Annotated in this window: 15 protein-coding genes and 1 pseudogene; 12 read left to right on the plus strand and 4 right to left on the minus strand. The window is 32.1% G+C overall.

Annotation, left to right across the window (positions count from 1 at the left end):
• Window positions 1-69 precede the first annotated feature (69 nt).
• From scrK to dptH, 5 genes and pseudogenes are all read left to right on the plus strand, one after another.
• Entirely contained in the window at window positions 70-930 is an 861-nt protein-coding gene (gene scrK, locus DKK70_RS15615) for a fructokinase ScrK (RefSeq protein WP_110434809.1), read from the plus strand.
• A 222-nt stretch (window positions 931-1152) separates the two neighbouring features.
• Window positions 1153-1307, plus strand: a pseudogene (locus DKK70_RS17085) (carbohydrate porin); the annotation flags it as partial.
• 1035 nt (window positions 1308-2342) lie between these two features.
• Entirely contained in the window at window positions 2343-3950 is a 1608-nt protein-coding gene (dptF, locus tag DKK70_RS15625; protein WP_110434810.1) for a DNA phosphorothioation-dependent restriction protein DptF, read from the plus strand.
• Window positions 3947-5260 carry a DNA phosphorothioation-dependent restriction protein DptG gene (gene dptG, locus DKK70_RS15630; protein ID WP_110434811.1) on the plus strand — a complete coding sequence of 438 codons (1314 nt, stop codon included), beginning with the start codon at window positions 3947-3949 and terminating at the stop codon, window positions 5258-5260. Before dptF ends, dptG begins: the two co-directional genes overlap by 4 nt.
• Complete coding sequence (gene dptH, locus DKK70_RS15635) at window positions 5241-12494, plus strand: DNA phosphorothioation-dependent restriction protein DptH (protein ID WP_181416034.1); 7254 nt, start codon at window positions 5241-5243, stop codon at window positions 12492-12494. The genes dptG and dptH overlap by 20 nt, the downstream gene beginning before the upstream one ends.
• 560 nt (window positions 12495-13054) lie before the next feature.
• On the opposite strand, the gene dndE is transcribed toward dptH, so the two are convergent.
• The 4 genes from dndE to dndB are packed head-to-tail and all read right to left on the minus strand — an operon-like array spanning window position 13055 to window position 18105.
• The gene (gene dndE / locus DKK70_RS15640) at window positions 13055-13402 is read right to left on the minus strand and encodes a DNA sulfur modification protein DndE (protein ID WP_039127248.1); all 348 of its coding nucleotides are present in this window, start codon (window positions 13400-13402) and stop codon (window positions 13055-13057) included.
• Complete coding sequence (gene dndD / locus DKK70_RS15645; RefSeq protein ID WP_110434813.1) at window positions 13402-15393, minus strand: DNA sulfur modification protein DndD; 1992 nt, start codon at window positions 15391-15393, stop codon at window positions 13402-13404. Before dndD ends, dndE begins: the two co-directional genes overlap by 1 nt.
• Window position 15394: 1 nt before the next feature.
• Window positions 15395-17020 (minus strand): DNA phosphorothioation system sulfurtransferase DndC, encoded by a 1626-nt coding sequence (gene dndC, locus DKK70_RS15650; protein WP_110434814.1) that lies wholly within the window; start codon window positions 17018-17020, stop codon window positions 15395-15397.
• Window positions 17021-17022: 2 nt separating this feature from the next.
• The gene (gene dndB / locus DKK70_RS15655; RefSeq protein WP_039127239.1) at window positions 17023-18105 is read right to left on the minus strand and encodes a DNA sulfur modification protein DndB; all 1083 of its coding nucleotides are present in this window, start codon (window positions 18103-18105) and stop codon (window positions 17023-17025) included.
• 795 nt (window positions 18106-18900) lie between these two features.
• On the opposite strand from dndB, the gene DKK70_RS15660 reads away from it, so the two are divergent.
• The 7 genes from DKK70_RS15660 to DKK70_RS15690 all read left to right on the plus strand — a co-directional run bounded on the left by DKK70_RS15660 (window position 18901) and on the right by DKK70_RS15690 (window position 26961).
• Window positions 18901-20487: an FGGY-family carbohydrate kinase gene (locus DKK70_RS15660; RefSeq protein ID WP_110434815.1), complete on the plus strand. Its 1587-nt coding sequence runs from the start codon at window positions 18901-18903 to the stop codon at window positions 20485-20487.
• 16 nt (window positions 20488-20503) lie between these two features.
• Complete coding sequence (locus DKK70_RS15665; protein WP_110434816.1) at window positions 20504-22150, plus strand: signal transduction protein; 1647 nt, start codon at window positions 20504-20506, stop codon at window positions 22148-22150.
• 79 nt (window positions 22151-22229) lie between these two features.
• The gene (locus tag DKK70_RS15670; protein ID WP_110424550.1) at window positions 22230-23612 is read left to right on the plus strand and encodes an MFS transporter; all 1383 of its coding nucleotides are present in this window, start codon (window positions 22230-22232) and stop codon (window positions 23610-23612) included.
• Window positions 23613-23666: 54 nt separating this feature from the next.
• Complete coding sequence (locus DKK70_RS15675) at window positions 23667-24770, plus strand: mandelate racemase/muconate lactonizing enzyme family protein (protein ID WP_034884418.1); 1104 nt, start codon at window positions 23667-23669, stop codon at window positions 24768-24770.
• Between the two features lie 16 nt (window positions 24771-24786).
• Window positions 24787-25614, plus strand: a complete 828-nt coding sequence (locus DKK70_RS15680; protein WP_034884420.1) for an SDR family oxidoreductase — start codon at window positions 24787-24789, stop codon at window positions 25612-25614.
• The gene (locus tag DKK70_RS15685) at window positions 25608-26519 is read left to right on the plus strand and encodes a dihydrodipicolinate synthase family protein (protein ID WP_110434817.1); all 912 of its coding nucleotides are present in this window, start codon (window positions 25608-25610) and stop codon (window positions 26517-26519) included. Before DKK70_RS15680 ends, DKK70_RS15685 begins: the two co-directional genes overlap by 7 nt.
• A complete protein-coding gene (locus DKK70_RS15690) occupies window positions 26503-26961 on the plus strand; it encodes a GlcG/HbpS family heme-binding protein (RefSeq protein ID WP_110434818.1) in 459 nt (152 codons plus the stop codon). The genes DKK70_RS15685 and DKK70_RS15690 overlap by 17 nt, the downstream gene beginning before the upstream one ends.
• Window positions 26962-26982: the final 21 nt, after the last annotated feature.

Raw genomic sequence — 26982 nt, forward strand, 5'->3', positions numbered from 1 at the left:
TTATCTAAAATAATATAAATCATAATAAGTTTATTTATGATATTGAATTTATTTTGAAGAGGTTCAAAAATGAATTTATTTGGAAGTATTGAGGCTGGTGGAACGAAATTCCTCTGCGCGGTAGGAAATGAGAAAAATCAGATAATTACGAGTGAAGTTATCCCAACCACAACATATGAACAAACAATTAAACAAGTTAATCACTTTTTCAGTGTGAATAAAGTTTCATCAATTGCCATCGGCAGTTTCGGTCCTATTGATAATAACAAGAATAGTGATAAATACGGATATATTTTAAACACACCTAAACAAGGATGGTCTAATGTTGATTTAGTTTTTCCTATTCAAAAAGAATTAGATATTCCTGTATTTTTTACAACAGATGTTAATTCAAGTGCTTACGGAGAAATGCATTTAAATTCATGTGATAATTTGATTTATTACACAATAGGGACGGGAATTGGCGGTAGTGTTATTCAAAATGGCCAATTTGTAGGTGGCGTAGGGCACCTAGAAATGGGACATCAAATGGTGAAAAAACATCCATTAGATCAGGACTTTAATGGAGTTTGCCCATTTCACCATGATTGCTTAGAGGGATTGGCATCAGGACCAAGTATTGAAGCAAGAACAGGTATTAAGGGTGAAAATATAACCAGTGATTCATATGTATGGGATGTGCAAGCCTTTTATATAGCTCAAGCCATTTTCAATGCAACATTAATAATACGACCTAAAATGATTATTCTTGGTGGTGGTGTAATGTATCAAGATCATATGTTAGGTAGAGTTAAAGCACACTTTAAACTGCTCATGAATAATTACATTACAATTGAAAATTTGGATGAATATATAAAAACACCATCTATAGAAAATAATTGTAGTGCAACAATTGGTAATTTTTTACTAGCCCAAAAATTACTTTCTTAAATCAAGATTATTTTTTATATGTACACACTATATTTAATCGTAATTTAAAAAAATTGCAGTTTATTTATGAAATTACACAATACGTTAATCGTAGATCGAGTAACGGAATATTCTAAACTGTTTGTCGCTTGATGTTGTTTATCCAGTTTTCCAGCGTTTGCACAAATTGAGTGACAAACTAGCCAAAGTGATTTGAAATTATATGGTGATGTCGAATTCAATATCGATGCAGCATATTTAATTCCCAATGTAATGGATATGGCTAACTTTAATATCTATTTAGGTTCTTACTGGTCACATTTATCTCGTGATGAGAATCAAGGAGTGGCTCTGATAATCGTTATGGTGCGCGGGTAAGATTTAAATATTTCTTCTAACTATCTAATCTAATTAATATTTTTATCCTAGCTCGCTAGAGCAGGATAGAAATATTAAATCATTTCAAAATTAGCGTTTTTATTTATTATATTATTTTAGACATTAATTGATTTAATACTTTTATTTATATAATAACACTTTGAAAAGATGGTGATTCATTTGTATGTTTAGCCGTTAAAAATATTTAAATTCAAGCAAGTTGACTATGGATATAAAAGTGGATACAGATAGTTTTTATTTGAATTAAAGTTATTTAATATAGGTAGGTTATTGTTTTATTTAGATTCCAAGTCAGGGCGCCAATCACCAAATGTTAAGACCTGCTTCTAGCAGATTTTTTATGTCTAAAGCTTTTTCCAAACTACCTTTCAAGGAATTTTCTTTGTCAATTGGCGTCAACTTCCCTCCTATTAAATTAACAATAGATTTAAACATTTGGACTTTTTAGAGATATGTTTTATTCATCCGATAAATTAATATCTAATTCCAAGTATTATCGAACTTATAAGAAAGTAATCATAATTTATCATTATTTTAATAAATTATTTAACATAAAAACCAGAAGAGTTAAATTATGCTAAATTAGAAATTTATGAAGCAGTTACTGACGTCTGAGACTATGTTAATTCTATTACTGACTTGATTAATTTATCTGATAACTAAGATTGCTTTCAATCCTTATCCAATATTTCTAATGAATATGTTTTAGGTTTTTATTGAATTGCAGAAAGTAGCGGCTATAGTTTAAAAGAGCTAGGTAATTTGAATAACCATTTGGATTATGATCAAAATATGTACTAGAGTAATTTTGTGTTTTGCCAAACTCAAATATTCTATATGATTAGTTAATATCCTAATAATGTCTTAATTAAACTTTATTAGGAGAATTTATTAGTGATTTTACTTTTTATTACAAAAAATAAGGATTTATTTTTTAATTTTTTGTTAAGATTTTGCATTCAAACTGTATTTTTTTTGTTAACAGAGATAATATAAAAAAGGAAACGGACTACTAAATAAAAATAGATAAAAATATGGGAAAAATTACATTACGGCAAGCTCTTAGTGTTTTAGATAAATCGTCTCCTTACTCGGTATCAACTCTTCGCTTAGGTGAACCTAATGAGTGGTTAAAAATTAAAAACTATTTATATGTATCTTCACAAATAGAATTTGATTTTCAGAATGCTTTAATTAATGCCAAATCAGGGGATTTATTTTTTTTATGTGGTAGCTCTGGAGATGGTAAGTCAGAAATACTTACTCGATTACATAAACAATTTGAAAATAAAATCAGGTTTCATTTAGATGCAACTCACAGTAAAAAGCAACATAGTACCGCCGTAGATTGCTTAAATGAGCTCTTCGATCAATATAAACAAACGCAGTGCATATTAGCCATTGGTATAAATATTGGTATGATGCAAAAATTTATTAAATTTGGTGACCAACGACATAATGATATCAAAGATTATTTAAATAAATTCTTTGAAAAAGAAAAAGTTAGTCCATTTAGTATAGAACATGTCCAGTTTTTTGATTTCGAAGATTACCCTCGTCTAGATTTTCATAACAATACTATCACCTCACCCTTCGTTTCTGAATTTATTCATAAACTCACAGAACAATCTGATAGCAATCCTTTTTGGAAAGCTTATTTAAATGATTTAGAAGAACATAATATCTCTGCACATAACTACAAACTTCTGTTAAATAAGACAGTACAACGTAATTTAATTAAAATATTTGGATTAATCAGGTTATATAACAAACAGTTCTTAACTCCTAGAGTTTTTGTCGATTTTATGTATAAACTTATTGTAACAGAGCATCAAGATGGACTAATTGGTAATTTATTTTCATCCTTAGATAATGATATATCTGAAAAAATCGTCAATCTTGATCCAAATAAAATAAGAAACAAAGAGATTGATGATTTTAATCTCGCTTATTCGACCAGAACATTAAGTGATGAAGATAAAGCTTATATAGGCTATTTAAACCAACTTTCTGGAATTACGCTTTCATTAAAAGGATTGATTCAATTAGCTTATTTAATGAAAGATGATGACAATAAATATTCATCTCAACTCAGCAATGCATTTAATAATAAAGAGAAAGAATATTATCTAAAACTAATTCAAATTTACAACGCTGATGAAATTAGTTCTGATGATGAAGCTATTTTAGATGAAATAATCACGAAAATATTCATTGATGCGATTTATAAATACGTAAACAGACATTTACCTAAATCTAGTGATAACTATATTATAACACGTGAACTTCCTCATTATTTTATAAGCAGCAAAGCAGATATTTATTATGATTTTAATTGGATAAAGCAATATAAACTGGTACGTACAAACTCAATCCCTATTCCATTAATCATTAATGATCAAGACCCCATCATATTTAATCTTGATATAACCCAATTAGCACTTGCATTAAAAATACACAATGGTTTTTTACCTAACCGCCAGAAACAAGACGAATTATCACAATTTGAAGAATTTATTAGTGAAATAATAAAAAAAATTAAAGATGTAGAAGATATTCAATTAGTTAATAAACAAGATAAGGCCATAACAAAAATAGTAAAAAAAAGATCGGGGTATTCAATTAAGGAAAATGTAATATGATCGAGTTAAAAATTGAAGGCTCTATTAAAAAGATAAATGAATTACAAGGTAAAAAAGGGGCTTATAGAAATGTTGCTGATCAATATTTACCTATTGGCCCACAAACCGAAAAAGAGCAGAATTTAAATTGGGACATTGTTTATAAATCTATTGTTGAAAATATCTTCCATCTGACATGTAAAAATAGAGACTGGGATGAGCTTAGAGCACAGTTAGTGGATAAAATACGAAATAATCGTGAAACAAAAGATCTCATTGATATTTTGCAACAGACTTATTTAGAAAAAGAGGGATTCAAGAAGTCGACACCATTCTATTACCTAGTGTGTAATGGCAAAGCTCAAGCTAGAACAAAAACAATGGTAGCTATTTTTGACCGTTTATTCTACTTCTCCGAAAAAAATACACCAATAACAAAAGGTAATAATTTTTTAGAAACATTAGTGAATGAAAATTTTATATCGCTGTGTGATGAAATAATAAAAGATAAATCCCAATATCCTTATTTACCTTTTTTAGCGAAGTTATTTCACAACGATATAAATACTTTACTGAAAAACTCTGATTATTTTTTGGATGAATTGCATAATTTTGTTGAGCTATATAGTTTCCTTTATTTAACACAATTAACCGTTAATTTAGTAACTCCCGACAGCCGTTATAAAGAGCCTGAGTCGAGAAAACTCTATTTTATTTTAGAGAATGAAAAAGCCAGTCAAGAAAGGCATGATTGCCGGACATATGGTTTTAATTATCTCTTTTCAAAAAATACGGGATTAGCTTGGAAATTATTTCCTTATTTAGGTTATTTAGATTTGATAACCGATGTTCCTATTTGGAGAATAGAACCACAGCAAGATGAGGCGTTTATAGGAAAGATCAATGAACTAAATAAATTAATCGCTCAACTATTTGAAATACCAACAATTCACTTTAACGACATTAAAGCAGCTATTAATCATGGATTAACAACTCAAATTGAAATTTTTAAAAAAAGTGAACGAAGTTCTGCTAATGAAAAAGTCGTCAATGTTTTTAAAGATGTTTTTTGTCGGAATTTCAAAACCGACCGAAAAAAAGCTGGAATGCATTTTGTTTTAAAAACTAATATGGTTTTGTTAGTCACTAACCTAATTATTGGCACACACCAAAAAATGCTAATTGATGAAGTGATCGAAGGATTTCAACAAAGAGGAATCTGGTTTGATATAAAGTCAAAGGGTGCTTTATTAAAACTTTATGAAAATATTGGTAATATTGAAAAATTAAGCGACAGTGGAGATGCAGTCTATGTTAAAAGTACCATTTGAACGATTTTTAGTAAAACTCCTTTGTCAGTTTATTGATGATAATAATAAACAAAGTTCAAAATTTCATTTTGAAAGTGCGGATCCACAAAGAGCGACAATGTTATATAATTCTTTTCGCTATTATGCCGATAAAAAGATACCTATCGATGGAGCGCCTATTTATGTAATTACAACAGATAAAAGCCATCAAATATTGGTCATGTTACACAGAGATGGAGAACAAAACGACGATACTTATAATGAGGATTTTATCGCCAATGTACGAGATGAATTAAACAAGTTAGATAATGCTAGCCTAGTCGTTATCCATAATAGTTCGTTAGATAGCATTTTAACCTCTTTTCAAAATTTAAATGCCAAAGGTCAAATATTTACACCCGAATCAATTAAGGATGCCTTAGAACATTTAATTAAGACTCATGATCATCCACGACTTATGCAAATTTTACTGTCTCATCGAGAAAGAAAAATTATTGAGGAGAACTTAAGTATATTTGCCTACGAATATCTTTATAATTCAATTATCAATAATACTGTCGATTTTTACAATGAAGGCTTATTCCGCGATTCACGCTTATTCGATTTGACGAATAAAAACGAGATTGAAGGCGATATAAAAGGTAATGCTCGGCTTTATAGTGTTATTGATAAATATGTTTCTGATTTCTCCAATAGTGAAGTTGAACTTAAAGAAAAACTAGAAGAAATTGGACTTGGTGAGAAATTTATTAAAGATAACTTTTTTGATAGCACACAGCCCTTAAAATGGAAAGGATTAGAATATAGATATCTGCTTGATGAAATCGATAAAAATAAACATTGTTTACTTGATATTGAAAATATTGAGTATAACAGCAAAAAATTAACCACGTATAAACATGGTGGAGATACCGGTGCTAGATATAAGAGAATCTCTATTATTATCGAGGCTGACTCAGAAAATGTTGAATTAAAAATTCGTATGACTAAAGGTGAGCCTTTACTAAGCTCAGAGCAGATAAAAATATCTGGTGATTATAACGATAGCCAAATTACCCTTCGTCCCGCAAATCATGAAAAGCAAACAACCCTAACAGCCTCATTTATTTTTGATGGTACCCCTAAATTTTTGAAAATTAAGTTCGGAAGACCCTCCGTTAAAGAAAACTTTCAATTTAATATCTTAATCGTTCCGCAAAAAACATTTAATTTTTATAAATATTTTGAAAAAGTTACTATTGATATTGAACGAAATAAAGGAAAAGTGTTATTAGAAAATATTGTGGAACCTATCTGTATTTCAACTGAGAATACCATTGAAAAAGTCGTGGAACATGTTGATGAAATCATTAATTTTGAGGAAGTAGGAACCATAAACTTACAGCAATTACTTGAAAATGAAGTTAGTACCACACTGATATTCCAACATAATAATATCCAACTTCCAGTAAGTGTCACTGGAAGTGTTACGTTAGACCCAATAAAATTGCCTAGTATTCTCGATGCGCAAAGGGGCATAACTATTTTTGAATCTGACCGAATTCCTAAATATAATGCGAAAACCAAAAGGGCTATTGTTGCTGGGAAAGAAAAAGCACTCAATGTGGATGCGCAAATACTCTGTAATATTGAATATGAAATAGTGCATCAAGGACTATTAACCTGGGATGAAAACCAAGGACCTAAATTGATGCAAAAGCTTGCCACTTGTTATCCAACTGTTGCATCAGCTTACCAGAAGTTGTTTACCTGGTTACAAACAAATGAAACTATTTTATCTATTACTAATTGGCCTGCTGATTTAAGAAAATGTGTACATAACGTTGTTCAGGCTGTGATTGATGCTTTAGAACAAATTCCTGATGGTTCTTTAACCAGCGAACAAAGAGAACTTCTTGAAGTAGGGATTTATAAAGGTACAATAAATAAACAAGAGGGTGCCTATGAATGGCTAACACCATATCATCCACTCTGTTTATCCTATGCGCTTGAACTAGCAAATAAACTGTCAATAACAAACGATCAGTCAATATCCCAAATTCCATCTACCACTTTGAACAAACTCACCCCTGCCGGTTTATTACCTATACTTGTAGATGATAAACAAGAATATTCATTCACAGAAGCACATTCGCACAACAAATTATGGTTAAAAATTATCCCGCAAAAACAAAATAATCCTTCATTTGTGAAAGAATTAGTGAGTGAGAAAATAAAAGATTTTATGTCATGTTTTGAGATGCTTTTTAAACAAAATGAATATGCACCACTCTTAATCAATTCTATTTATAATCAAGATAATGAATTTATTTTTAAAGGGATTGTTGATTATTTAGAAAAAAATAAAAACAATGCTAAATATATTCATGTCAATATTTTTGATGATAATTTATATAATACATTTTTTGATCAGTTTTCTGAAATTAAAGAGATTAATCAATTAAGAAATATTATTAAATTAAGTCCTCAAAAACAAGATATCACAGATGAACTCATTGCATTAATCAGAGAAAAAGTAAGTTATAGTAAATTTGTTAATAAAACTGATTATTCTTACGCTCACTTGAGCTTTTTTAAAAATAATGAAAAAGTAAAAGTGACGAATAGATCAACCCTTAATGCTAAAACAGGAGTTACTTGCCAAGGGTTCATTTCTGGTGAGGCATCTTATTTAGAAAATAATAATTATTACTCTGGTTTCGGACTACGAGGATTACAAGAAAAAAATAATTTAATAAAATTAGCAGAAAGATATAACGAATTACTTATTCCTTATAAAAATAAAAGCGCCTCTTATATTAAAGGTGTTGTGCCTGCCCTTGTCGTTCACGATCAATTTAAAGAAAAATTGACCCACTCATATGATAGTAGTATTTGGACATGTATCATTGATCCTAAAGTTACATTAGATTTTTTTGATGATGCCAATACGATCTTAATTCACTATTCTGACCATTATACTAATTCGAGTTCATATGATGCTATTACAGTTTCTTCCAGAGTGTCACTTTACAAATCTTTATTAAATAAAGAATCTGATGAATTATTAAATTCTTTTAATGCAATTAGTGGTCAATGGCTGTTAGAAATTGTTAAAGCCAGTGGCAAGAAAACATCTGATGCAACAGCAAAACAAATAAAAGAGAAACAGGGCATTATTGCAGCTTATAAATTTTTAGCTAGTTTTTTATTGAAAAGTAAAATTACCTGGGTACCACTTCCTGTTGCTGAATTAATTAGAGTAACAGGAAGTTTAGGTCTTGGTTTTAAAGATAATGACTTTTCAGCTCGATTACATAACAAACGTTTGGGGGCTATGTGTGATGACATACTTTTCGTTGGTTTCGCGAACAATGAAGTATATTTATTACCCTTAGAAGTTAAAAACCGAGAAAAAGGAACAGATTTTACTAAAGCAGTTGCACAAGCGAAAGAGTTAGGTAAGTATATGAAAGAATTACTTGCTGCATCATCCTTCAAAGGACAAATTTATCGCTCATTATTTGTTCAACATGTTATATCTCAAATTGAACGTTTTCAGTTATATAATGTTTTTCCTGCTGATTATTTTACCTCGATAATACTGCGCAGAGAGAGCTATCAACAAGGTGAATATCAGATTTCAGAAATCAAAAACTATCCTGTAGGTATTGCATTAGCTTTAAATAATAATCGAGAAACGGCTAAATTAGAGGTTAAATTAGACGGACCATCTAATATTTTACAAATACAACTACCATTAGGATTGAGTGAATATCTGCAAAATCAGCCTATTGTTGATTTAGCTAATAAAGTGACTGATATATTGCATTATCCAGAATTGAAGCACTATATTTTAACTGATTATGAAAGTACTCCGTTTATGGTTAATAACGACTTTAATTTAGAAACGACTTCCTCTGTTATTGACGAAATAAACAGTGAAGAACTAACTATAATGGATGAAACATATTCTGAGGATATTAGCAGCCCAACGGTTTCATTTGATTATCCTGATAATTATCAAGAAATCATCGATTTGTTATTAGAAAAATTGGATGATGATTTAACTAAAAATGATCTATTAAATTTAACAGAAAGTGATTTTATTAATTTATTAGGAGATAAAGCCGATCTTTTAACTTTTTTTCGTTTAAAAGAGTACGTAATACAACAGAATGAAAACAGTTTATCATCCAATGATTTAAGTCCTAAACTTACAGACTTAAATATTGACCAGAATTTTTCCGCATTAATTAATTTACTTATTCAAAGATTTGGTGACACAATATCGATCAATGAAGTGCTTGCCCTCGAAGATAATAGTCTTTTGCAATTAAATGGATTTGGTAAGGCTAAATTAGGAAAATTTGCTGAATTAAAGGAATATTTAAAACAACATAAATTTTCTTTAAAAAGCTCAGCCCTAAGAAAAAAAGCCCCATTAATTGAAGATTTCGATATTGCAATTGACGAATTGGAACAAAAACTTATTTTGAGTTTAGAAAACTTCCTTGATTCAGCACAAGGCCGCGAGATAGATATTTTTAAAAAAAGGTTTGGTATTTACTGTGACTGTTTAACATTAGAAGAAATTGGTTCTGATTATGGGGTGACTCGGGAGCGGATCCGACAAATAGAATCTAAAGCAAAGAAAAATTTTTTATCTTATTTAACAGTTTCTCAAAAAGTTATACAAGCTATTATTAAATCTAATTTAAGTGAGCTTAGAGAGCCTTTATTCCAATCTTTACGTGCATATTTTGTACATGATAAAAATTTCTATTCATTTATCGAGCTTTGCTGTGGTTTACTTGAAAACGAAATTAAACAAATTATAAACCCTAAAATAAGTCAGAATTATTTTAATGAATTTTGGATTAATCACATTTCTCCGGCTCAATTAGATGATCTGACCTGGTATTTACATGAAACACTCAACATAGAACAAGCCGTTGCTGAAAATCAGATTCTACGCTGGTTAGAGAGTGATTTATTAACATTAGATGATAGACAACAAATTTCACCCAAAAAGCTCCCAAAAGTTGAAGCGTTAACAAATGCACTACTTGAGTTTCCTAATGGCGGTAGCTGGAAATCTATTCAACAACGAGTTATTGAGAAGAAAATTACTTTAGCAGAAATAACATCTGAACGATTAGATCCAGCCCTAACCACTGCGGTAGATAAAGAATATATATATCAAAGCGATAGAGGAACATATCGACACTTAAACTATTTGCAATTAAGTCATGATGAGATTGAACTTGTTTTAACTCGTGTTAAAGAAAAAATAAAAGAGTATCAATTTGAAGGAAGAAATGCGGTTAATTTGTCAGTGGATATTTATCAAAACTCAAACTTCTCTCAAGATTATTTTATTACTCGGCATATTATTCGAGCCTATGGTTCAAATATAGGTATCTATTTTAATGGAAAATCAGGAACCGATACCGTTAGTTTAAATGCAGAATTCGATTTAGTCTCTCAACGTAAAGTATTACTAGAATTATTTAAACGCACAATACATCCTCTAACTAAAAGAGATATTGCCGATAAAATCAGAAGTCAATCTTTAGGACATGCGGCATTTTATTTGGATATATTACTTAATGAGGGTGAAGTCGTTCGTGTAAGTGAGTCAGAATTTGCTCATAAAGATAAAGCTTTTAAAGATGTTAATATTGATAATATTATGGAATTGGTTTGCAAATTATTTAACAACGAAGACCGTATTATTGAAGGTGAAGTTTTGCAAACCTATTTAAATAGAAAATTAAGTTTACAATCTAATAAATATTTTTATCTATCACTACTAAAAATATATGCAGAAAAGTATAGGCTAACACTTTATTTTGTTCAAAATCTTGTTGCTAAATTTCCAATCAAGCAAAGTGGATTGGTGGACTTCTGTCGTGATGCATTATCAAAAACAAACTCTAATTCTGAAGCAATAAAATTAATTCAACAATCAGTATTAGCGAACACGCATATTATTAAAAGAGCGTTGCTACAATGCTCTTTCCCACAAGTTAACAAAATTGAAAATGAGAATGAAATAGAATCGTCAATTATAGAGACACATACTGAGTTTAAAGATGAAATAGTCATCCCTGTAATACCAGAAACTGATAGAGAGCTAATAGTGTCAGATTCTGTAGAAAATACACGGGTATTGTTGGGTAAATCTATTGATAATTTTGAGGATATTTATTGGGAATATGGTAATAAAAATTTAGCAAATAGACATTTGATTGTTTTTGGTCGTTCAGGTCAAGGTAAAACTTATTGTATACAAGGTATTTTAATGGAATTAGCCAAGAGTAATCATAATTCTTTAATAATCGATTATACAAATGGTTTTTTACCTAATCAACTTGAAACTGAATTTAATAAATTTATACAACCTACTTCACATTATTTAGCCCAAAAACCATTAGGTATCTCTCCATTCAGAAAGCAAAAACAAGACTACGGTGGAGTGGTTTTAGAAGAACAGAATCATATCGTCGCAGCTCGGATTACCTCGGTATTTAATCAAGTTTATTCTTCTATTGGAGAACAACAATTTGCTACATTAACTAGCACAATTGAAGCTGGTTTAAAATCATATGGTCAGAATTATGATTTTGAGCATTTATATAATGATTTAATCAATGAAGAAAAACGAGGGGAAGCATTAGCTAATAAATTAGCTCCAATGATGAAATCAAATTTATTTGATGCATCTAAAAATCAAGGTTGGGAAAATATATTTTCGAATAAACAATCTAGAACGACTATCATTCAGTTAGCCTCGCTATCTCGAGATATTATGCGGATAGCTACTGAGTTTAGCTTATGGGATCTTTATGCCTATGCCTGTAGTTACGGTAATAAAAATAAACCACTTCCTATTATTTTGGATGAAGTACAAAATCTAGATCATAAACTTGATAGCCCTCTAGGAAAGATGCTTACAGAGGGAAGAAAATATGGTATATCATTGATTCTTGCAACACAGACACTAAGTGTACTGAAAGGAGAAGAACAAGATCGTTTATTCCAAGCTGCCCATAAATTATTCTTCGCACCAGCAGAAACTGAGATCTTGAATTATGCTAAACTACTAGAACAAGCGATTCCAGGTACCGATAAAAAAGTCTGGTCAAAAGAATTGGCAAATTTACAGAAAGGTGAATGTATTTCGGTTGGCTTACATAAAGACCATTATGGTAAAATCACAACAAGTGCAAGAACCATTAAGATAGCTAATTTAGAATCGCGGCTTGTGTAATTTTAATATCACTAACTATCATCAACTAAGATTATCTTAATTAGTCGGTGATGGTTTACTATTTTATTACTCTATTAACATATATATTAAGCATTTGTATACTTCTACCTGATGTATTAAATAATTCTTTCTATTGTAGTATTTATTCCCTTTTTATTCTCATACATTGTTGTACAGAAAATAGATAAAAGTATTGAATAAAAATAAAAACCAAACCTCATTCAACATTTTTAATATAGTTGATATTTCTATTTGATAAATATGAGTTGTATTTTCGATCATAAGTTCAATAGACTTGATATATTTTGAAAGGGTTTGGTATAACGAAAATTTAATTAAAATCTATTTTAATCATATAATTAATATCATTTGATAAGTAAGCATTCTAGTTACCGTTTGCTCTAGTAAGCATATCTTCCATTTGTTCTGGATTCATTATAATTCCTATATATAAAATGTATTTTAGTTATGTATCATTTAACTATATCTCTTATTTTAACTTATATATTTTCTCACTATAATTAGCTATGTTTTAATAAAATTTTATTTTTAATTCTAGATTAGATGGAATCAATAAAATTAAGTAAACTCTTATGATTCCTCAAGCTGGCAATCCCATCTTCAACGTGTGCAGCCCACGCATTCATCATTTCTTTACTATTTAGTTCCGGATAAGTGAATTTGAGTAATAATTCTGTAATACCTTCTAATTCTCCAAGCCAAACAGATTTTTCAAGTACTAACGAACCATCTAGTTTTCTTTCATTAATTTGATAACGAAATCCAGACTCGATAGAGCGATAAAATGCTAAACGAGCCGAAATATTCGGAGTTACTCCAGTCATAGTCTTTAAACGTTTTAATTGGTCTTCTGTTTTACGTGTAAGTTGCATTCTATTCGGTAACATTAACTTACCTCTTTATTTTTATGTGAGTTTTCCCAAAAATAACCATTTTTTATTTCTGAAGAATAGGTTTTATTATTGAATTGTATCTGATAACTATGTGAGATATCATTTTTCAAATAATTAAAAAAATAATTCTCATCAATCTCAGTATCTGTTGACAAAATAATGACTTGTTTACCTGCTAATGGAAAGTAATGTTTTATTAACTTATCCCGGTGTTTTGAGTCTAACCGTCCTAGTGGAGTATCAATAATAACCGGTAATTGACGGCCTGATGTTTTTCCTAACGCTTCAAGTATAGCAATAGCATAAATCTGCTTTTCGCCCGCAGATAAAGATTTACGATTAATAAATTGCCCTTCACTGTCAATAAGTTCAACATTAAAAGTCATTGGGTTTACTTTTGCAGTCAATTGCTCATTTTCTTTACGATTCAAACGTTTATATGAATTTAAAAAATTAAACTCCAACGCTTGGATTCTAGACTCAGTGAGTGAAGCCATATATTCCTCTAAAAGAGCTAAACTATTTTTAGCATAGGCTATAGAATTATTGTCATTATATTGTGAACGCATTTGATCATGAATTTTCTGAATTTGCCTTGTTTTATCCAATGCTAAAACTAACATTTTCTTTGCCTCTTCCAGAAGAGCATTGTTTTCATTAATTTTATTAATTCTCTCATGATCAAGCTGTCTAATGTGTGAGAAAAGTTCCAACCACTGTTCATCTTCTGGTGCTCTTTGAATATTTAGTGAAGCTTGTTCAAGTTCATTTTCTACAACAGTTAATCTATCTTTTAATTCATGAAAATGTTCTTTTGATTTATTAGCATCAATTTTTACCTTTTTTTGGTAATAACCCAATTCACGTTCGGATACATCAAGTAATATTTTACCAGAAGGTTTATCTGCTAAATAAACTTCTAATTGATCTTTAATTGCTTCACTAGCGATTTTGGCGGTAGAGGTTGAACGAAAAGCCATATCTGTTTGTAGTTTTTTGAGAAATTGGTTTAGTTCAGTAACAAAGCTCTGCGTCTGTTTTAACTCTGCTTCTTGTTGTAATTGTTCAAATAAGCGGTTTAATGTTTTAGGTGCTAATGATAGAGGGAAAGTATTATCAAATTCTTGACGAATTGCTCTTTCTAGAATCTCTTTCTCTTTAAAAAGTTGGTTAACCTTTTCTTTTTCTTGTGATTTAGTTAGCGCAAAAGCACCACCTTCAGCTGAAAATAGTCGTTCTTTTTTCTGAATATTGTCTGTAATCCCAGATATTTGTATATAAATTGCATGAGCTGACGTTCTTAATCGCTCTGCTTCTTTTAGATAGGTGTTTTTTTCTTGTTCTAATTGATTTAATATTTCTTGATATTTTATATCTAGTGTATTGATTGCATTTCTTTTTAGATAAATCATTAAATCATTTCTTAATTTTTCAATGATATCCAATCCAAATAAGCGCCGCACAGCTGTTTGTAAAACTTTACCAGACTCATCTTCTGCTAAGTCTGCAATTTTTTCACCATCAAAAAAGAAAAGGTCAGCCACGCCATTAGGAATTAACTCATTGAGAAATCCTTGACATTGCTCATAATTTAATTCAAGTAATGGCTTACCATTTTGTGATAGGAATAATTCATCTTTATGCCCTAATGACCAACTTCGAGTAACCGTGAAGTCAGATGTTTCCCCTGCTTGATTATAAGTAAAAGTTAATTCAATAGAGGCTGATTTTTCTGATTCTTTGGTCTCTGAATTTCTATAAATAAGAGCTGAAAGTTGGTCAATATAATTCTGATTAGTTAATACTCTATCAAAGGCCATTTTTCCATAAAGTGCTAATTGTATTGCTGTAAGAATAGATGTTTTTCCTGAACCATTTAATCCACCAAATAAAATAATTGGTTTATTATTTTTGGGTAATAATTCTATTTCATGTGTACCTTGAAAAACCCGAAAGTTTCGTAAAACTAATTTTTTAATAATCATATTAAAGGCTCTTTCCTAATAATGAAACTGAACTATCTATTTTTATAAATTCGCTCTGAAGAATATTTAGCTCATTTTCAATTTTAGTAATTTCTTCTTGATGCAGATCCTTTTCATGGCGTTTTTGTAATTCTGATTGTTTTTTTTCAATTTCTTCTAAATTTTTACCCCAGTCTTGTTTCAAAATACTTTCAATTTTATTGAAAATACCTTGTCGACGACTAATACCTTCTAAACTTACTTCTAGTTCTATTAATTTCATTATCATTTCGGCTTCAACATCATATTCTGTAGCTAGTTGTTTTAAAATTTGAGCATCCGATTCATCAAAATGTGATTGATCATCAATGATCCAATTCAAATCTTTTCCAAACACTTCTTTATAAATTTTAGGTAAAGAATCACTCCAATCAGGTTCATTAGGATCCCTTAACCACTCTTGCCGAATTGCGTGTAATTCAGGTTCTGTTATTAATTGAATTTTATGACCTTCTTTATTTAATTTGACTTCTATTTCTAAAAGCTGTTTTAACCATTTTTTTCTATAATCAATCCAGTAAGGCCCAGGAACAATTTTTCGTTCCGCAGCTATATCTTCACCTTCTTTAGCATATTGATAACTTATTTTTCCTGTTCGTCGTTTATAATTGCGATAAATTTGTTTCTTTTCTGGTTCTGTCGTTAATGATAAAAGATCACGAAACTCTAGCAATGGTGACATCCATTCCTCACCATTTTTAATTAAACTTTCCATAGCTCTATCTTTTTTCACAACTGTACATGTCCAACAACCAAAACGAGAATTACCACAAGAAGGTGTACTTTCATCAATAACTAGTGGACATTCCCCCTGATCTGATGAATCCATATATAGAGTCCAAAGAGGTCTATTATTACCCCCCCATGGAGATTCCCACTCTTCAATATCATCAGGAGAATATCTAAATGCACCTCTTAGTAATTTCCAGACATCCTCTACATCCCATGTATCAATAGGTGTATAAATAAAAGCATTAGCTAAAGTCGTATGCCTTGCTAAACGAGAACCATCGATCTTATGTTTGGCTATAACCTGTGCTCGAGAAGCACTTTCACTACTACGAGATCCAAGAACAACAATAACTTCATCAAACTGGCTAATTTTATCTTTAATAAAATCACTAACTGGATTGATTTTCATTCTTTCAGTACACCAACGAAAACTTCTTGTCGGAGCTGGATAACCTTTTCCTAAGAGATTCACCCAAAAGGTTTCATATATTTTAGGAACAACAGCATGACAGGTTAAAGGTAATTCATCTCTTTTAGCTCCTTTTTCAATTTGTTCAAGTGTTCGACTAATTAAATCAACTACAACAGGTGTTTCTACTAATGTATCAGAGGAAACAACAAAAACTGATTTAGTTCTGTATTGAGGTTCTAAACCTAATAAAGCTAAATAAACAAGGGTCACAACCGCGGAAGAATCTTTTCCCCCACTATAACCTATAACCCAAGGTCGTTTATCTGAGCAATAAATTCTCTGAACTTCTGATATATATTCAGCCAGAACTCGACCAGAAAAAATTTCTTGGTTAATAAAATTTTTATAGTCATCTAAATCATAACATTGCTTTAAATTTGTCATTGTCAATTCACTTGTTGCTCTAGTATTTGTTCCTCTTCAGAGAGAGGCAATTCAAAAGTAATTTTTAAAAAGTTTGTTGTTAATTGTATAGCTGATGTAGATTTACTCAATTTTCCATGCGACATGGTTCTTCGGATCCATTCAGGATTTGTTTTACGCCAATTAATTAACTTTAACTTTGTTAACTCTTTCTTCCAATTTAACGTTTTATTTTCTAATAAAAAATAACCAAGCATTCCTAAGGCTTGAAGGCCAACTCCGTGTGAATGAATAAATTCTTGGCGAAGCTGTGAAGCTGATACTTCTTTATCTAATGCCATTTTCCAATCAGGCATATTAAGATATACCTGATACCAATATTCAGTCGCTGTTTTTTTTTCTTCATCAGAATAACTATCTTTTGGCCCCTTACCTAAAAGAGCTCGCGTAGCTTGTTTTATACTACTTAAAGTAAATAATTTATTAGATAATGTTGATATACTTGACCTTTCCATTTCTGTCAAACCAATAAATGGCTTTATTTCAGATGCTAATTTACGGGCTAATTCTGATGCTTGATCTCTGTGGTCATACAGTGTTGCTAATGACGGGCTTGGTTTTACAGCATACTTATTCAAATCAGCAAACATTTGTTGGCTTTTTACTAATCCTTCATCAACAAAAAATAAAACAGGTATATTATCTAGACCTAATTCTGGCTTTTCTTTAATTGCTTCTTCAATCGCCTTTCTTCTATGTTGTCCATCATTGATCAAAATTTGAGAATCCATCGGTACAAGCAATATACCTAAATTTTGTGATCCAGAATACTCTTTGAATTCGACATTAACAGCAATTGAAGCTGTTAAAGCTGAAAATACATAGTCTTTAGGATTATCTAATAAATATTTAACCATTTCAGGAATTCGTGATTTATTTAATGTTCTTTGGGCCCTTAATTCGGGAGGAACATCATTCTCATCAAAACTGAATATTTTAGGAATAATGCGTAAAGGACACGTAGCTATATAAAAGGGTCTACCAGCCTGAACTCCTCTTACAGCAGGAAATGAATAGCAATAATTAGAATCAAAATTATTATTCATAATAATTCTACATATTTTTAAGAAAATTAAATTCTGTATAATACGTGATTTTAATACGTAAATAAATTATTACGTAAAAAGCTTTACGTATCTTATTAGACTAAAGTAAAAATAAATATAACACACTATATGTATAAATATACAGTTATTTTTTTAAAAATATTTGGATTAAAATATTTTAACCTTATTTCTGAGAAAGATTTTTAATAATCTTTTTTAAAAGTGAAATAGCAAATATAATAACTAAGATTACATTTAATAATGTTACTTAACCCAATTATTGATATAACCAAGGATAAATTACTTAATCTTATCAGTCTAAGCCGGAGCATCCATAAACTTTAAACTAACTTTTCAATCCCATATCCAACCACCAAACTCCAAAACTTAACCCTAACAGCTTTTTTAAATCTAAATCAATTCAACTCCACCTCCCAACAACTTTTCTCTACCAATCAACGTCCCCCCCAAATTAAGTAAAAAAATAGATGCATTCAGTTGGATAATGGTGCTCGTCCTAAAAATAGCTTTAAAAGCTTTATTGGCAATAGTTACCATAAACTGCTTAGGTTTTATTATTTATTTTAAAAATCATATTATTAATTCTATAAATATTATCTATCCAGTAAAGCGGTGTTGGTTTTACTGGTATTTTCAACTAGAAGTTTATACCTGAAAAAACAATAAATTACATTAATATTCATGATCTGCATCACATAATCACATAATTATTGTTGTTGGTTCCAAATTATTTAAATATATTGCTAACACGAGTTAGCAAAGGATATTTTAAAGATGGAAATTTATTTTATTGGTGTTGATGTAGGTTCGGCTAGTGTACGAAGTGCAATTTTCGATCAACAAGGTAATCGAATTGCATTTGCAGTAAGACCAATCCAACAATTTCATTCGAATGTTGATTGGGTCGCGCAATCATCTTCTGATATTTGGGATCAAGTTTGTTCTGCTGTAAAAGAAACGGTTCTTCAAGCAAAAATAGATAAAAGTAAGATCGTTTCTATTGGCTTTGATGCGACATGTTCTTTAGTTGCTATCGGCCATGATGGCTCACCAATTTCTGTTTCGGAAAATGGATCATTGCATGAAGATATCATTATGTGGATGGATCATAGAGCTAAAAAAGAGACCACTGATATTAACTTAACTAATGATCCGGTTTTGAAGTATGTTGGCGGTGAAGTTAATGTTGAGATGGAACTGCCTAAAATTTTATGGCTGAAAAACAATCACCCCGAAAGATATCAAGCAACATGGCGATTTTTTGATTTAGCGGATTATCTAGTTTGGAAGTCAACCTCAGCAGATGTCGCCAGTGTTTGTACATTGACTTGCAAATGGAACTATCTCTCTCATAAAAAACGATTTGATGAAAAATTCTTAGCCAAAATTGGACTAAATGATGTGCTCGCTAAAATACCTAAGTCGGTAACTGAATTGGCTGAGGCGGTTGGTACACTTACACCAAAAGCAGCTATTGAACTCGGTTTAACTGAAAAGGTAATTGTTGCTAGTGGAATTATTGATGCCCATGCTGGCGGTGTTGCATTAGTCGGTAGTGATCCTAAAAATAGTTTAGCTATTATTAGTGGTACATCTAATTGCCATATGATAGTCAACCCAAAATCTATTTATGTTCCGGGTGTCTGGGGACCATATTATGGGGCAATGTTACCTAATTTTTGGTTAAACGAAGGCGGGCAAAGTGCTGCTGGCGCGCTTTTAGAATGGACAATTAGACAACATTCAGCTTGGCCGGAAATTGTTAAAGAATCAGAAGAAAAACAGTGTCATTATTATCAATTATTAAATCATTATGTTAATCAGTTAGAACAAAAAGAACAACGTCCAACACAAAATCTACACATCTTAGCCGATCATCATGGTAATCGTTCTCCTAGAGCTAATGCAGATGCTAAAGGGATGATTTCAGGATTAACACTTGAAACGGGGGTTATGGGCTTAGCCAGAATTTACTTAGCAACATTGCAAGCCATCGCCTATGGAACACTACATATCATCGACACACTAACTGAATCTGGTTACCAGATTGATAAGATCATTATGTGTGGAGGTGCAACAAAAAATCCACTGTGGTTACGCGAATATAGTGATGTAACTGGTCGTGAAATTGTTTTAGTCAAAGAGGAAGACGCGGTCAATCTTGGCGCTGCGATTTTAGCGGCAGTGGCAGCTAAAGCTTTCCCAAATATTCAAAGTGCCGCCCAATCTATGGTAGCTAGCGGTATCACAATCAAACCTAATTTTAACAGCCAAAATTTTCATAAACACAAATACCGTGTTTATTTGCAAATGTATCAAGATCAACAAAAGTATAACCAATTCATGAGTTTATCCGATTGAAAAAAAGGAGTAGAAAATGCTACAAGTTGTATTACCCAAACAATTAAATCCACAAAAAAGTGATGATAAAGAAATCATCATGATCACAAGTGGTGATTTACGAGAAGCTGCAAATACCACCTGCTGGCCTACACAGCTTAAATTTGAACACAAACTACAAGAGTGTTTACAGAAACGTGGATATAAACTAACCCGTGCCTTTCCCGTTAATTCAGAAGTAGGACATGGTTTTCTTAGAACACAACGTGAAGGTTGTGATCATTTTGCCAATATTGACCCTGATGCCCCTTTAATTGTTCTTTTAACTGCTTGGCAGTATTCACATTATGTTGCGCCTTGCTTAGTTCATCATCGAGGACCTATTTTGCTATTAGCTAATTTTGAAGGAACTTGGCCAGGGTTGGTTGGTATGCTTTGTTTAGCGGGAACATTAACAAGCTTAGGGAAAAATTATTCAAGATTATGGTCTGAGAATTTTGACGATGACTTTTTTAATAGCTCTTTAGATACCTGGTTAAAGTATGGTTCTGTACAACACAATACTCAATATTTACATGATATTTCACCAGTACATCCGGTCATGGCAACATCAGCCGGAGAAATTGGGCGGCAAGTTGGTAACTATATTTTACAACATAAAGCTATCTTAGGGCTGTTTGATACCTTTTGTATGGGGATGATCAATGGCGTTTTTCCACAAAAATCATTGATCGATATTGGTATGCCACTTGAATCATTATCACAATCGGCATTATTAGTTGAAATGAACAAAGTACCAAAATCGTTACGTCAAGCTTGTCTCAAATGGTATGAAGATCAAGGCATGAAATTCCAATTTGGTACAGATCCTCAAACAGAATTAACACGTGAACAAGTTGAAGAGCAATGTGCCATGATGATTGCCATGGCTCGCTTTTATAAACGCTATGGTTTATCCGCGATTGGAGTTCAATATCAACAGGGCTTGAAAGATAGTTGTGCGGCGTCTGATTTTGCAGAGGGTGCCATAGGTTCAACTCAGCGTTTCCCGATCCCAGATGATAATGGCGATATTATTGCCCCAGGAAAACCCATCGCTTGTATAAATGAAGTTGATATGGGTACCGCAATTCCACAAACCATGCTTTGGTATCTTCTTACCTCCTTAAATTTACCTGCCGAGACAACTTTACACGATGTTAGATGGGGTAGTGAATACAACGGCGTTTTTTACTGGGATTTTGAAATCTCAGGCGCAGTTCCTTTTGAACATATTAAAGGTGGCATTGCCGGCGCAACAGGATATCGACAACCAGCAATGTTCTTTCCTTATGGCGGTTCAACCATTGCCGGACAAGGTAAAGCAGGACGTTTTATTTGGTCGAGAGCTCATTATGAAGGACTTGACGTCATTATGCATATTGGTACAGGTCATGCGGTGGAATTACCAGAAGCTGAATTTGAGCGTCGCCGTAAAGCAACCAATTATGAGTGGCCACTTATGAATGCCGTTTTAGATGGTGTATCACGTAATGATTTTATGGCTGGGCATCAAAGTAACCATATCACTATTGCTTACGTTGATGAAGATAAAATTGCAGAAGTATTACAAGCTTTTGTTGCTCAATGTTTAACCCAAAAAATAAAAGTTAAAGTCGCTGGCGATGCATTTAGATTTTTTTAGTTATATCTAAATGTTTTGCTTAGTGTTGATAACGTGTGGGCTTTTTACATAAATTTGGTTAAAGGTAACAGGTAATAATATGAGTACATCCACAAGAAATATAGATGAGCTTATCTCATCGGTAAAAAATATATTTGATAATAAAGAGTCACCATCGGCAACAAAAGCTGGTTGGTTAATGATAACCGCTTTATTAATTGAATCATGGGATATCTATTCCATGGCATTCATTATTTATGCTTTAAATGATATTTACCACCCAAGTAGTTGGTTATTAGGTTTAACCGCCGCAGGAACACAATTAGGCGCAGTTATAGGTGCGTTAATGGGCGGCTGGCTAACAGACAAAATCGGCAGAAGAACAATTTTCCTTGGTTCAATGATCCTTTTTGCTATTTGCGCAATTTTACAAGGTATGGCACCTGATATGTATTGGCTAGCTGCAATAAGATTTTTTGCCGGTATTCCAGTTGGAGCTGATGTTGCTAATGGCTTCACTTATATTATGGAAGTGATGCCTAAAAAGAAACGTGAAGTTATGGCAAACCGTTGGCAATTTATGTTTGCATTAGGAATCATTGCTGCAATTTTATTAGTGACCATTTTGCAATTAGCTAATGTTGATAATTCTTTAATTTGGCGCATTGTTTTAGCTGTTCCGGCAATTCCAGCATTTGGACTATTGATGATGCGTAAAGAACTACCAGAAACACCAACTTGGTTAGTTGAAAGAGGTCGTTTTATTGAAGCAAAAGTCGCATCAAAAACATTCTATAAAGATGATTTTTTAGACGCATTACTACCTGACGAAAATGTACATATCGAACAACCAAAAGTTAACCAAGTATTAAAAGATGTATTTAAAAATAAATTTTCAAAGAAAACCACAATTTTTGGTTGGATCTCATGTGCTGTGCAATCATTTGAAAATTATGCATTTTCATTCTATTTACCGTTTATTCTAGTAACAATTGGAATCTCAGGACAAATACAAAATAACCTAGCATTAATTTTTATAAATTGCATAGCTGCAACCTCCGCTTTTGTTGGCCCATTATTGTTACCTAAATTAGGTCATAAAGGGATTAGTCAGTGGGGCTTCTTAATGGTAACCATTGGTATTTTAATTGCAGCCTACGGATTTTATGATCAAAACTTTATCTTTATTACATTTGGCGCTGCTTTAATGTTATGGGGGCATTATTGGGATTCTGAAAGTGGAATGACAGTTATTTCCCTAGTAGCAAAACCTGAGTATAGAGGAATTGCATCCGGTATTGGTTACACTATTGTTAAAGTGACTGCTTTTGTTACTACATTAGTTTTCCCCCCATTATTCAAAACCCTTGGCGTACCGGTTGCAGCTGCCATCGTTTCAATTGGACCTTTCCTAGCATTTTTAGCGGCAACATTTATTTTGCCAGAAGTATTTGGACATGAAGAAAGTAACAAACAGAAATAAACAAGAATATTAAATTAGTAACAGAGAATTATATATAGATAAAAGGATATAGTTATGAAAAATTTACAAATGCCTGTAATTGAACGAATCGAATTAATGACCTCAAGAGTTCCTTTACCGAAAGGTCCTTGGGGAGATCAAATTCACCATGTAACAGATATAGAGGTATCGATTGTTGATGTTTATGGCTCAAATGGTCTTGTCGGTACTGGTTTTAGTCATACTTCAGGTTGGTGCGGGACAACAATTTCAGCTTTAATTAAGGAAATTATTCCTGACGTTATCGGCCAACGACTATCACCACGAGGTTTATGGCATCGTAGTTATAAACACGTTCATGATGTTGGCGGTGCCGGGGTTACGACTCATGCTTTATCCGCTCTTGATATCGCGTATTGGGATTTACTAGGTAAAACCTTAAATACACCAATAATTGATATTTTAGGACGAGTAAGGGATAAAGTACCTCTCTATGGTAGTGGTATAAATTTACATTTATCGGTCGAAGAAGTTATTGAACAGGTTAAAGAGTGGAAAGCTAAAGGTTACTTCGCAGCAAAAGTGAAAGTAGGTAAACCAACATTAGAGGAAGATGTTGAGCGATTAACAAAAATCCAAGAAGCAGTACCCTATTTTCCTTTAGCGGTCGATGCTAACCAAGGATGGAATTTCCCTCAAGCTTTACAAGCATTTAAAGCATTTGATCATTTAAATTTATTATGGATTGAAGAACCATTACCATCAGATGATATTACCGGACATATTCATTTGCGTGAGCGTGTAAATACACCAATAGCGCTAGGTGAGAATGTTTATAATGTTAATCAATTTGCTCAATATATTGAAGGTAATGCCGCTGACTTTATTCAAGCGGATCTAGGTCGAGTAGGGGGAATTACCGGATATTTAGATATTGCTGCGGTAGCAAGAGCACATAATTTACCAATGACACCGCACTTTGTTATGGAACTTAGCGCATCACTATTAACAACTGTACCAAATATCTCTTATTCAGAAATGACTGATGGTGGAACTTGGAGTGATTTACGTATCTTCAAGTCTGCTGGTCGTGAAGAAAATGGCTATTATATCCCTAGTGAGTTACCAGGGCATGGCATCATTCTTGATAGAGAATATTTAGAGAAATACAAAATTTAATTGAAGGAGTTTAATGATGCAAGATTCTCTATTTTCTGTTAAAGACAAAATTATCATTGTCACAGGCGGCTTTGGGCAATTAGGGGCTCAATATGTTAGAGAACTTCATTCACGTGGAGCACTGGTAGCAGTGCTCGGTTCAACATGTGGTGAAGATAAAATTAACAAAGTATTTAATGATATTCGAGATTCCAAAAACGTTAGATTTTATGGTGTCAATATTACAAAAGTAGATGAAATTACTAACGCCTTAGATGATATTGAAAATGTATGGGGAACACCAGACGGCTTAATTAATAATGCTGGTATTGATACCCAACCAAGTGCTCCACCAGAAGTATCAGGACCATTTGAAAATTTTCCTGAGGAAGTATTCCGAGAAGTTGTTGAAGTAAATTTGGTGGGAACATTTTTAATGACACAACAAGTTGGTGCAAGAATGAAACAAGCTGGAAAATCTGGTTCAATAGTGAATATTGGATCCATTTATGGTGTTGTCTCTCCTGTACAAGATATCTATTCTTATAAAAAAGAAGATACCGGTGTTCCATTTATTAAACCAGTTGCTTATTCTGCTGCAAAATCAGGTGTTTATAATTTCACTCGTTACTGTGCAACCTATTGGGGACGAGATAATATTCGGGTTAATACGTTAACCTTATCGGGAGTACAACGCGCAGATCAAGATCCGAGATTCCAAAAAAATTATACAGCTCGAATTCCTATTGGCAGAATGGCTCAAGCAAATGAATTTAATGGCGCAATTGTTTTCTTAATGTCAGATGCATCTATTTATATGACAGGAGCAAATGTCGTTATGGATGGAGGATGGACGGCATGGTAGACAATAAACAGCAGTTTGCCGGTGTTTTCTCGGCAATCGTTACACCAATGCATCATGATGAATCGGTAAATTATGAGGCATTAGCTTTATTGGCAAAAAAACAACTATCACGTGGAGTTGAAGGGTTTTATTGTTGTGGTTCTTCGGGAGAAGGACCATTATTGAATATTGAAGAACGTTCACAAATAGCTGAAACCATCGTTAAAGCGGTCGGTGATCAAGTACCGGTTATTGCTCATGTGGGTACAGTTAGGACTCTTGATGCAGTTAAAATTGCAAAAAATGCTGAAAAATCAGGTGTTAAAGCTGTTTCCTTAGTTCCCCCCTATTATTATAATTTTAGTCAAAAAGAGATCATTAATTACTATAAAACAGTATTATCGGCTGTTTCTATTCCAGTGATTCTTTACAATATTCCACAATTTACTAAAGTTGAATTCGATAGAAAATTTGCTGGAGAGTTGCTCTCAGAACAACAAGTATTAGGAGTGAAACATACCTCTCATAATATGTATTCATTACAACGTATGGTCTGCGAGTATCCTGATAAAATCTTTTATAATGGATTTGATGAAATTTATTTTTCTAGTCTTGCCGCCGGGGTTAAAGGAACAATTGGCACTACCGTCAACATTCAACCAGAGCTATTTTTGAAAATTCGCCAATATTACCATAGTGGGCAGGTTGATAAGGCTCAAAAAGTACAAGGTATGATCAATTATGCCATAGAGTATATGGTTGATAGGGGGATTTTTCAATCGGCTAAATATATGTCAGGAATAGACTTTATGGATTTGGGTAATACTCGAGCACCATTTGAATTATTATCAGAAGAATACAAAAAGCAACTTGATAATTTGAATCTGATTATAAAAGAGAATATAGCTAATGAAACAAATGGATAACAATTATTCGCAAATAGTTCCTATCAATATTTCGAAAATGGTTGAGTGTGTGACAAATTTGTTAGATGACATTACTCGACAAGATAATAATCGTGGTATTGCCGTTGCTATTGTTGATAGTTATGGTGAGTTATTGGTTTTTGTAGCTCATCCTTATTGCTATCCATTACCCCGAAAAATTGCTATTCGTAAAGCTTATACCGCAGCTATTTTACGGCGAGGAACCGATTTAGTTGAACAAGAGGTTAAAATGGGCAATTTAAATTTAATTGCACTCAACGATCATAATCTTATTGCATCAACTGGTGGGATTCCAATTGAATTTGATCATAAAGTTATAGGTGGTATTGGGGTTAGCGGTTTAAGTGCACAAGAAGACTTAACCATCGCTAAACAACTACTTACTCTTTTTAATGATTCAGGACTATTTTCAAAAGTATAAATGAAATAATAATTAGAAATG

This window comes from Gilliamella apicola (assembly GCF_003202655.1).
In the GTDB taxonomy this organism is placed as follows: domain Bacteria; phylum Pseudomonadota; class Gammaproteobacteria; order Enterobacterales; family Orbaceae; genus Gilliamella; species Gilliamella apicola_R.

Bases quoted from the DNA above. Each gene is read 5' to 3' on its own strand.
- scrK (WP_110434809.1), top strand. From the start codon at position 70: ATGAATTTATTTGGAAGTATTGAGGCTGGTGGAACGAAATTCCTCTGC.
- dptF (WP_110434810.1), top strand. From the start codon at position 2,343: ATGGGAAAAATTACATTACGGCAAGCTCTTAGTGTTTTAGATAAATCG.
- dptG (WP_110434811.1), top strand. From the start codon at position 3,947: ATGATCGAGTTAAAAATTGAAGGCTCTATTAAAAAGATAAATGAATTA.
- dptH (WP_181416034.1), top strand. From the start codon at position 5,241: ATGTTAAAAGTACCATTTGAACGATTTTTAGTAAAACTCCTTTGTCAG.
- dndE (WP_039127248.1), bottom strand. From the start codon at position 13,402: ATGTTACCGAATAGAATGCAACTTACACGTAAAACAGAAGACCAATTA.
- dndD (WP_110434813.1), bottom strand. From the start codon at position 15,393: ATGATTATTAAAAAATTAGTTTTACGAAACTTTCGGGTTTTTCAAGGT.
- dndC (WP_110434814.1), bottom strand. From the start codon at position 17,020: ATGACAAATTTAAAGCAATGTTATGATTTAGATGACTATAAAAATTTT.
- dndB (WP_039127239.1), bottom strand. From the start codon at position 18,105: ATGAATAATAATTTTGATTCTAATTATTGCTATTCATTTCCTGCTGTA.
- DKK70_RS15660 (WP_110434815.1), top strand. From the start codon at position 18,901: ATGGAAATTTATTTTATTGGTGTTGATGTAGGTTCGGCTAGTGTACGA.
- DKK70_RS15665 (WP_110434816.1), top strand. From the start codon at position 20,504: ATGCTACAAGTTGTATTACCCAAACAATTAAATCCACAAAAAAGTGAT.
- DKK70_RS15670 (WP_110424550.1), top strand. From the start codon at position 22,230: ATGAGTACATCCACAAGAAATATAGATGAGCTTATCTCATCGGTAAAA.
- DKK70_RS15675 (WP_034884418.1), top strand. From the start codon at position 23,667: ATGAAAAATTTACAAATGCCTGTAATTGAACGAATCGAATTAATGACC.
- DKK70_RS15680 (WP_034884420.1), top strand. From the start codon at position 24,787: ATGCAAGATTCTCTATTTTCTGTTAAAGACAAAATTATCATTGTCACA.
- DKK70_RS15685 (WP_110434817.1), top strand. From the start codon at position 25,608: ATGGTAGACAATAAACAGCAGTTTGCCGGTGTTTTCTCGGCAATCGTT.
- DKK70_RS15690 (WP_110434818.1), top strand. From the start codon at position 26,503: ATGAAACAAATGGATAACAATTATTCGCAAATAGTTCCTATCAATATT.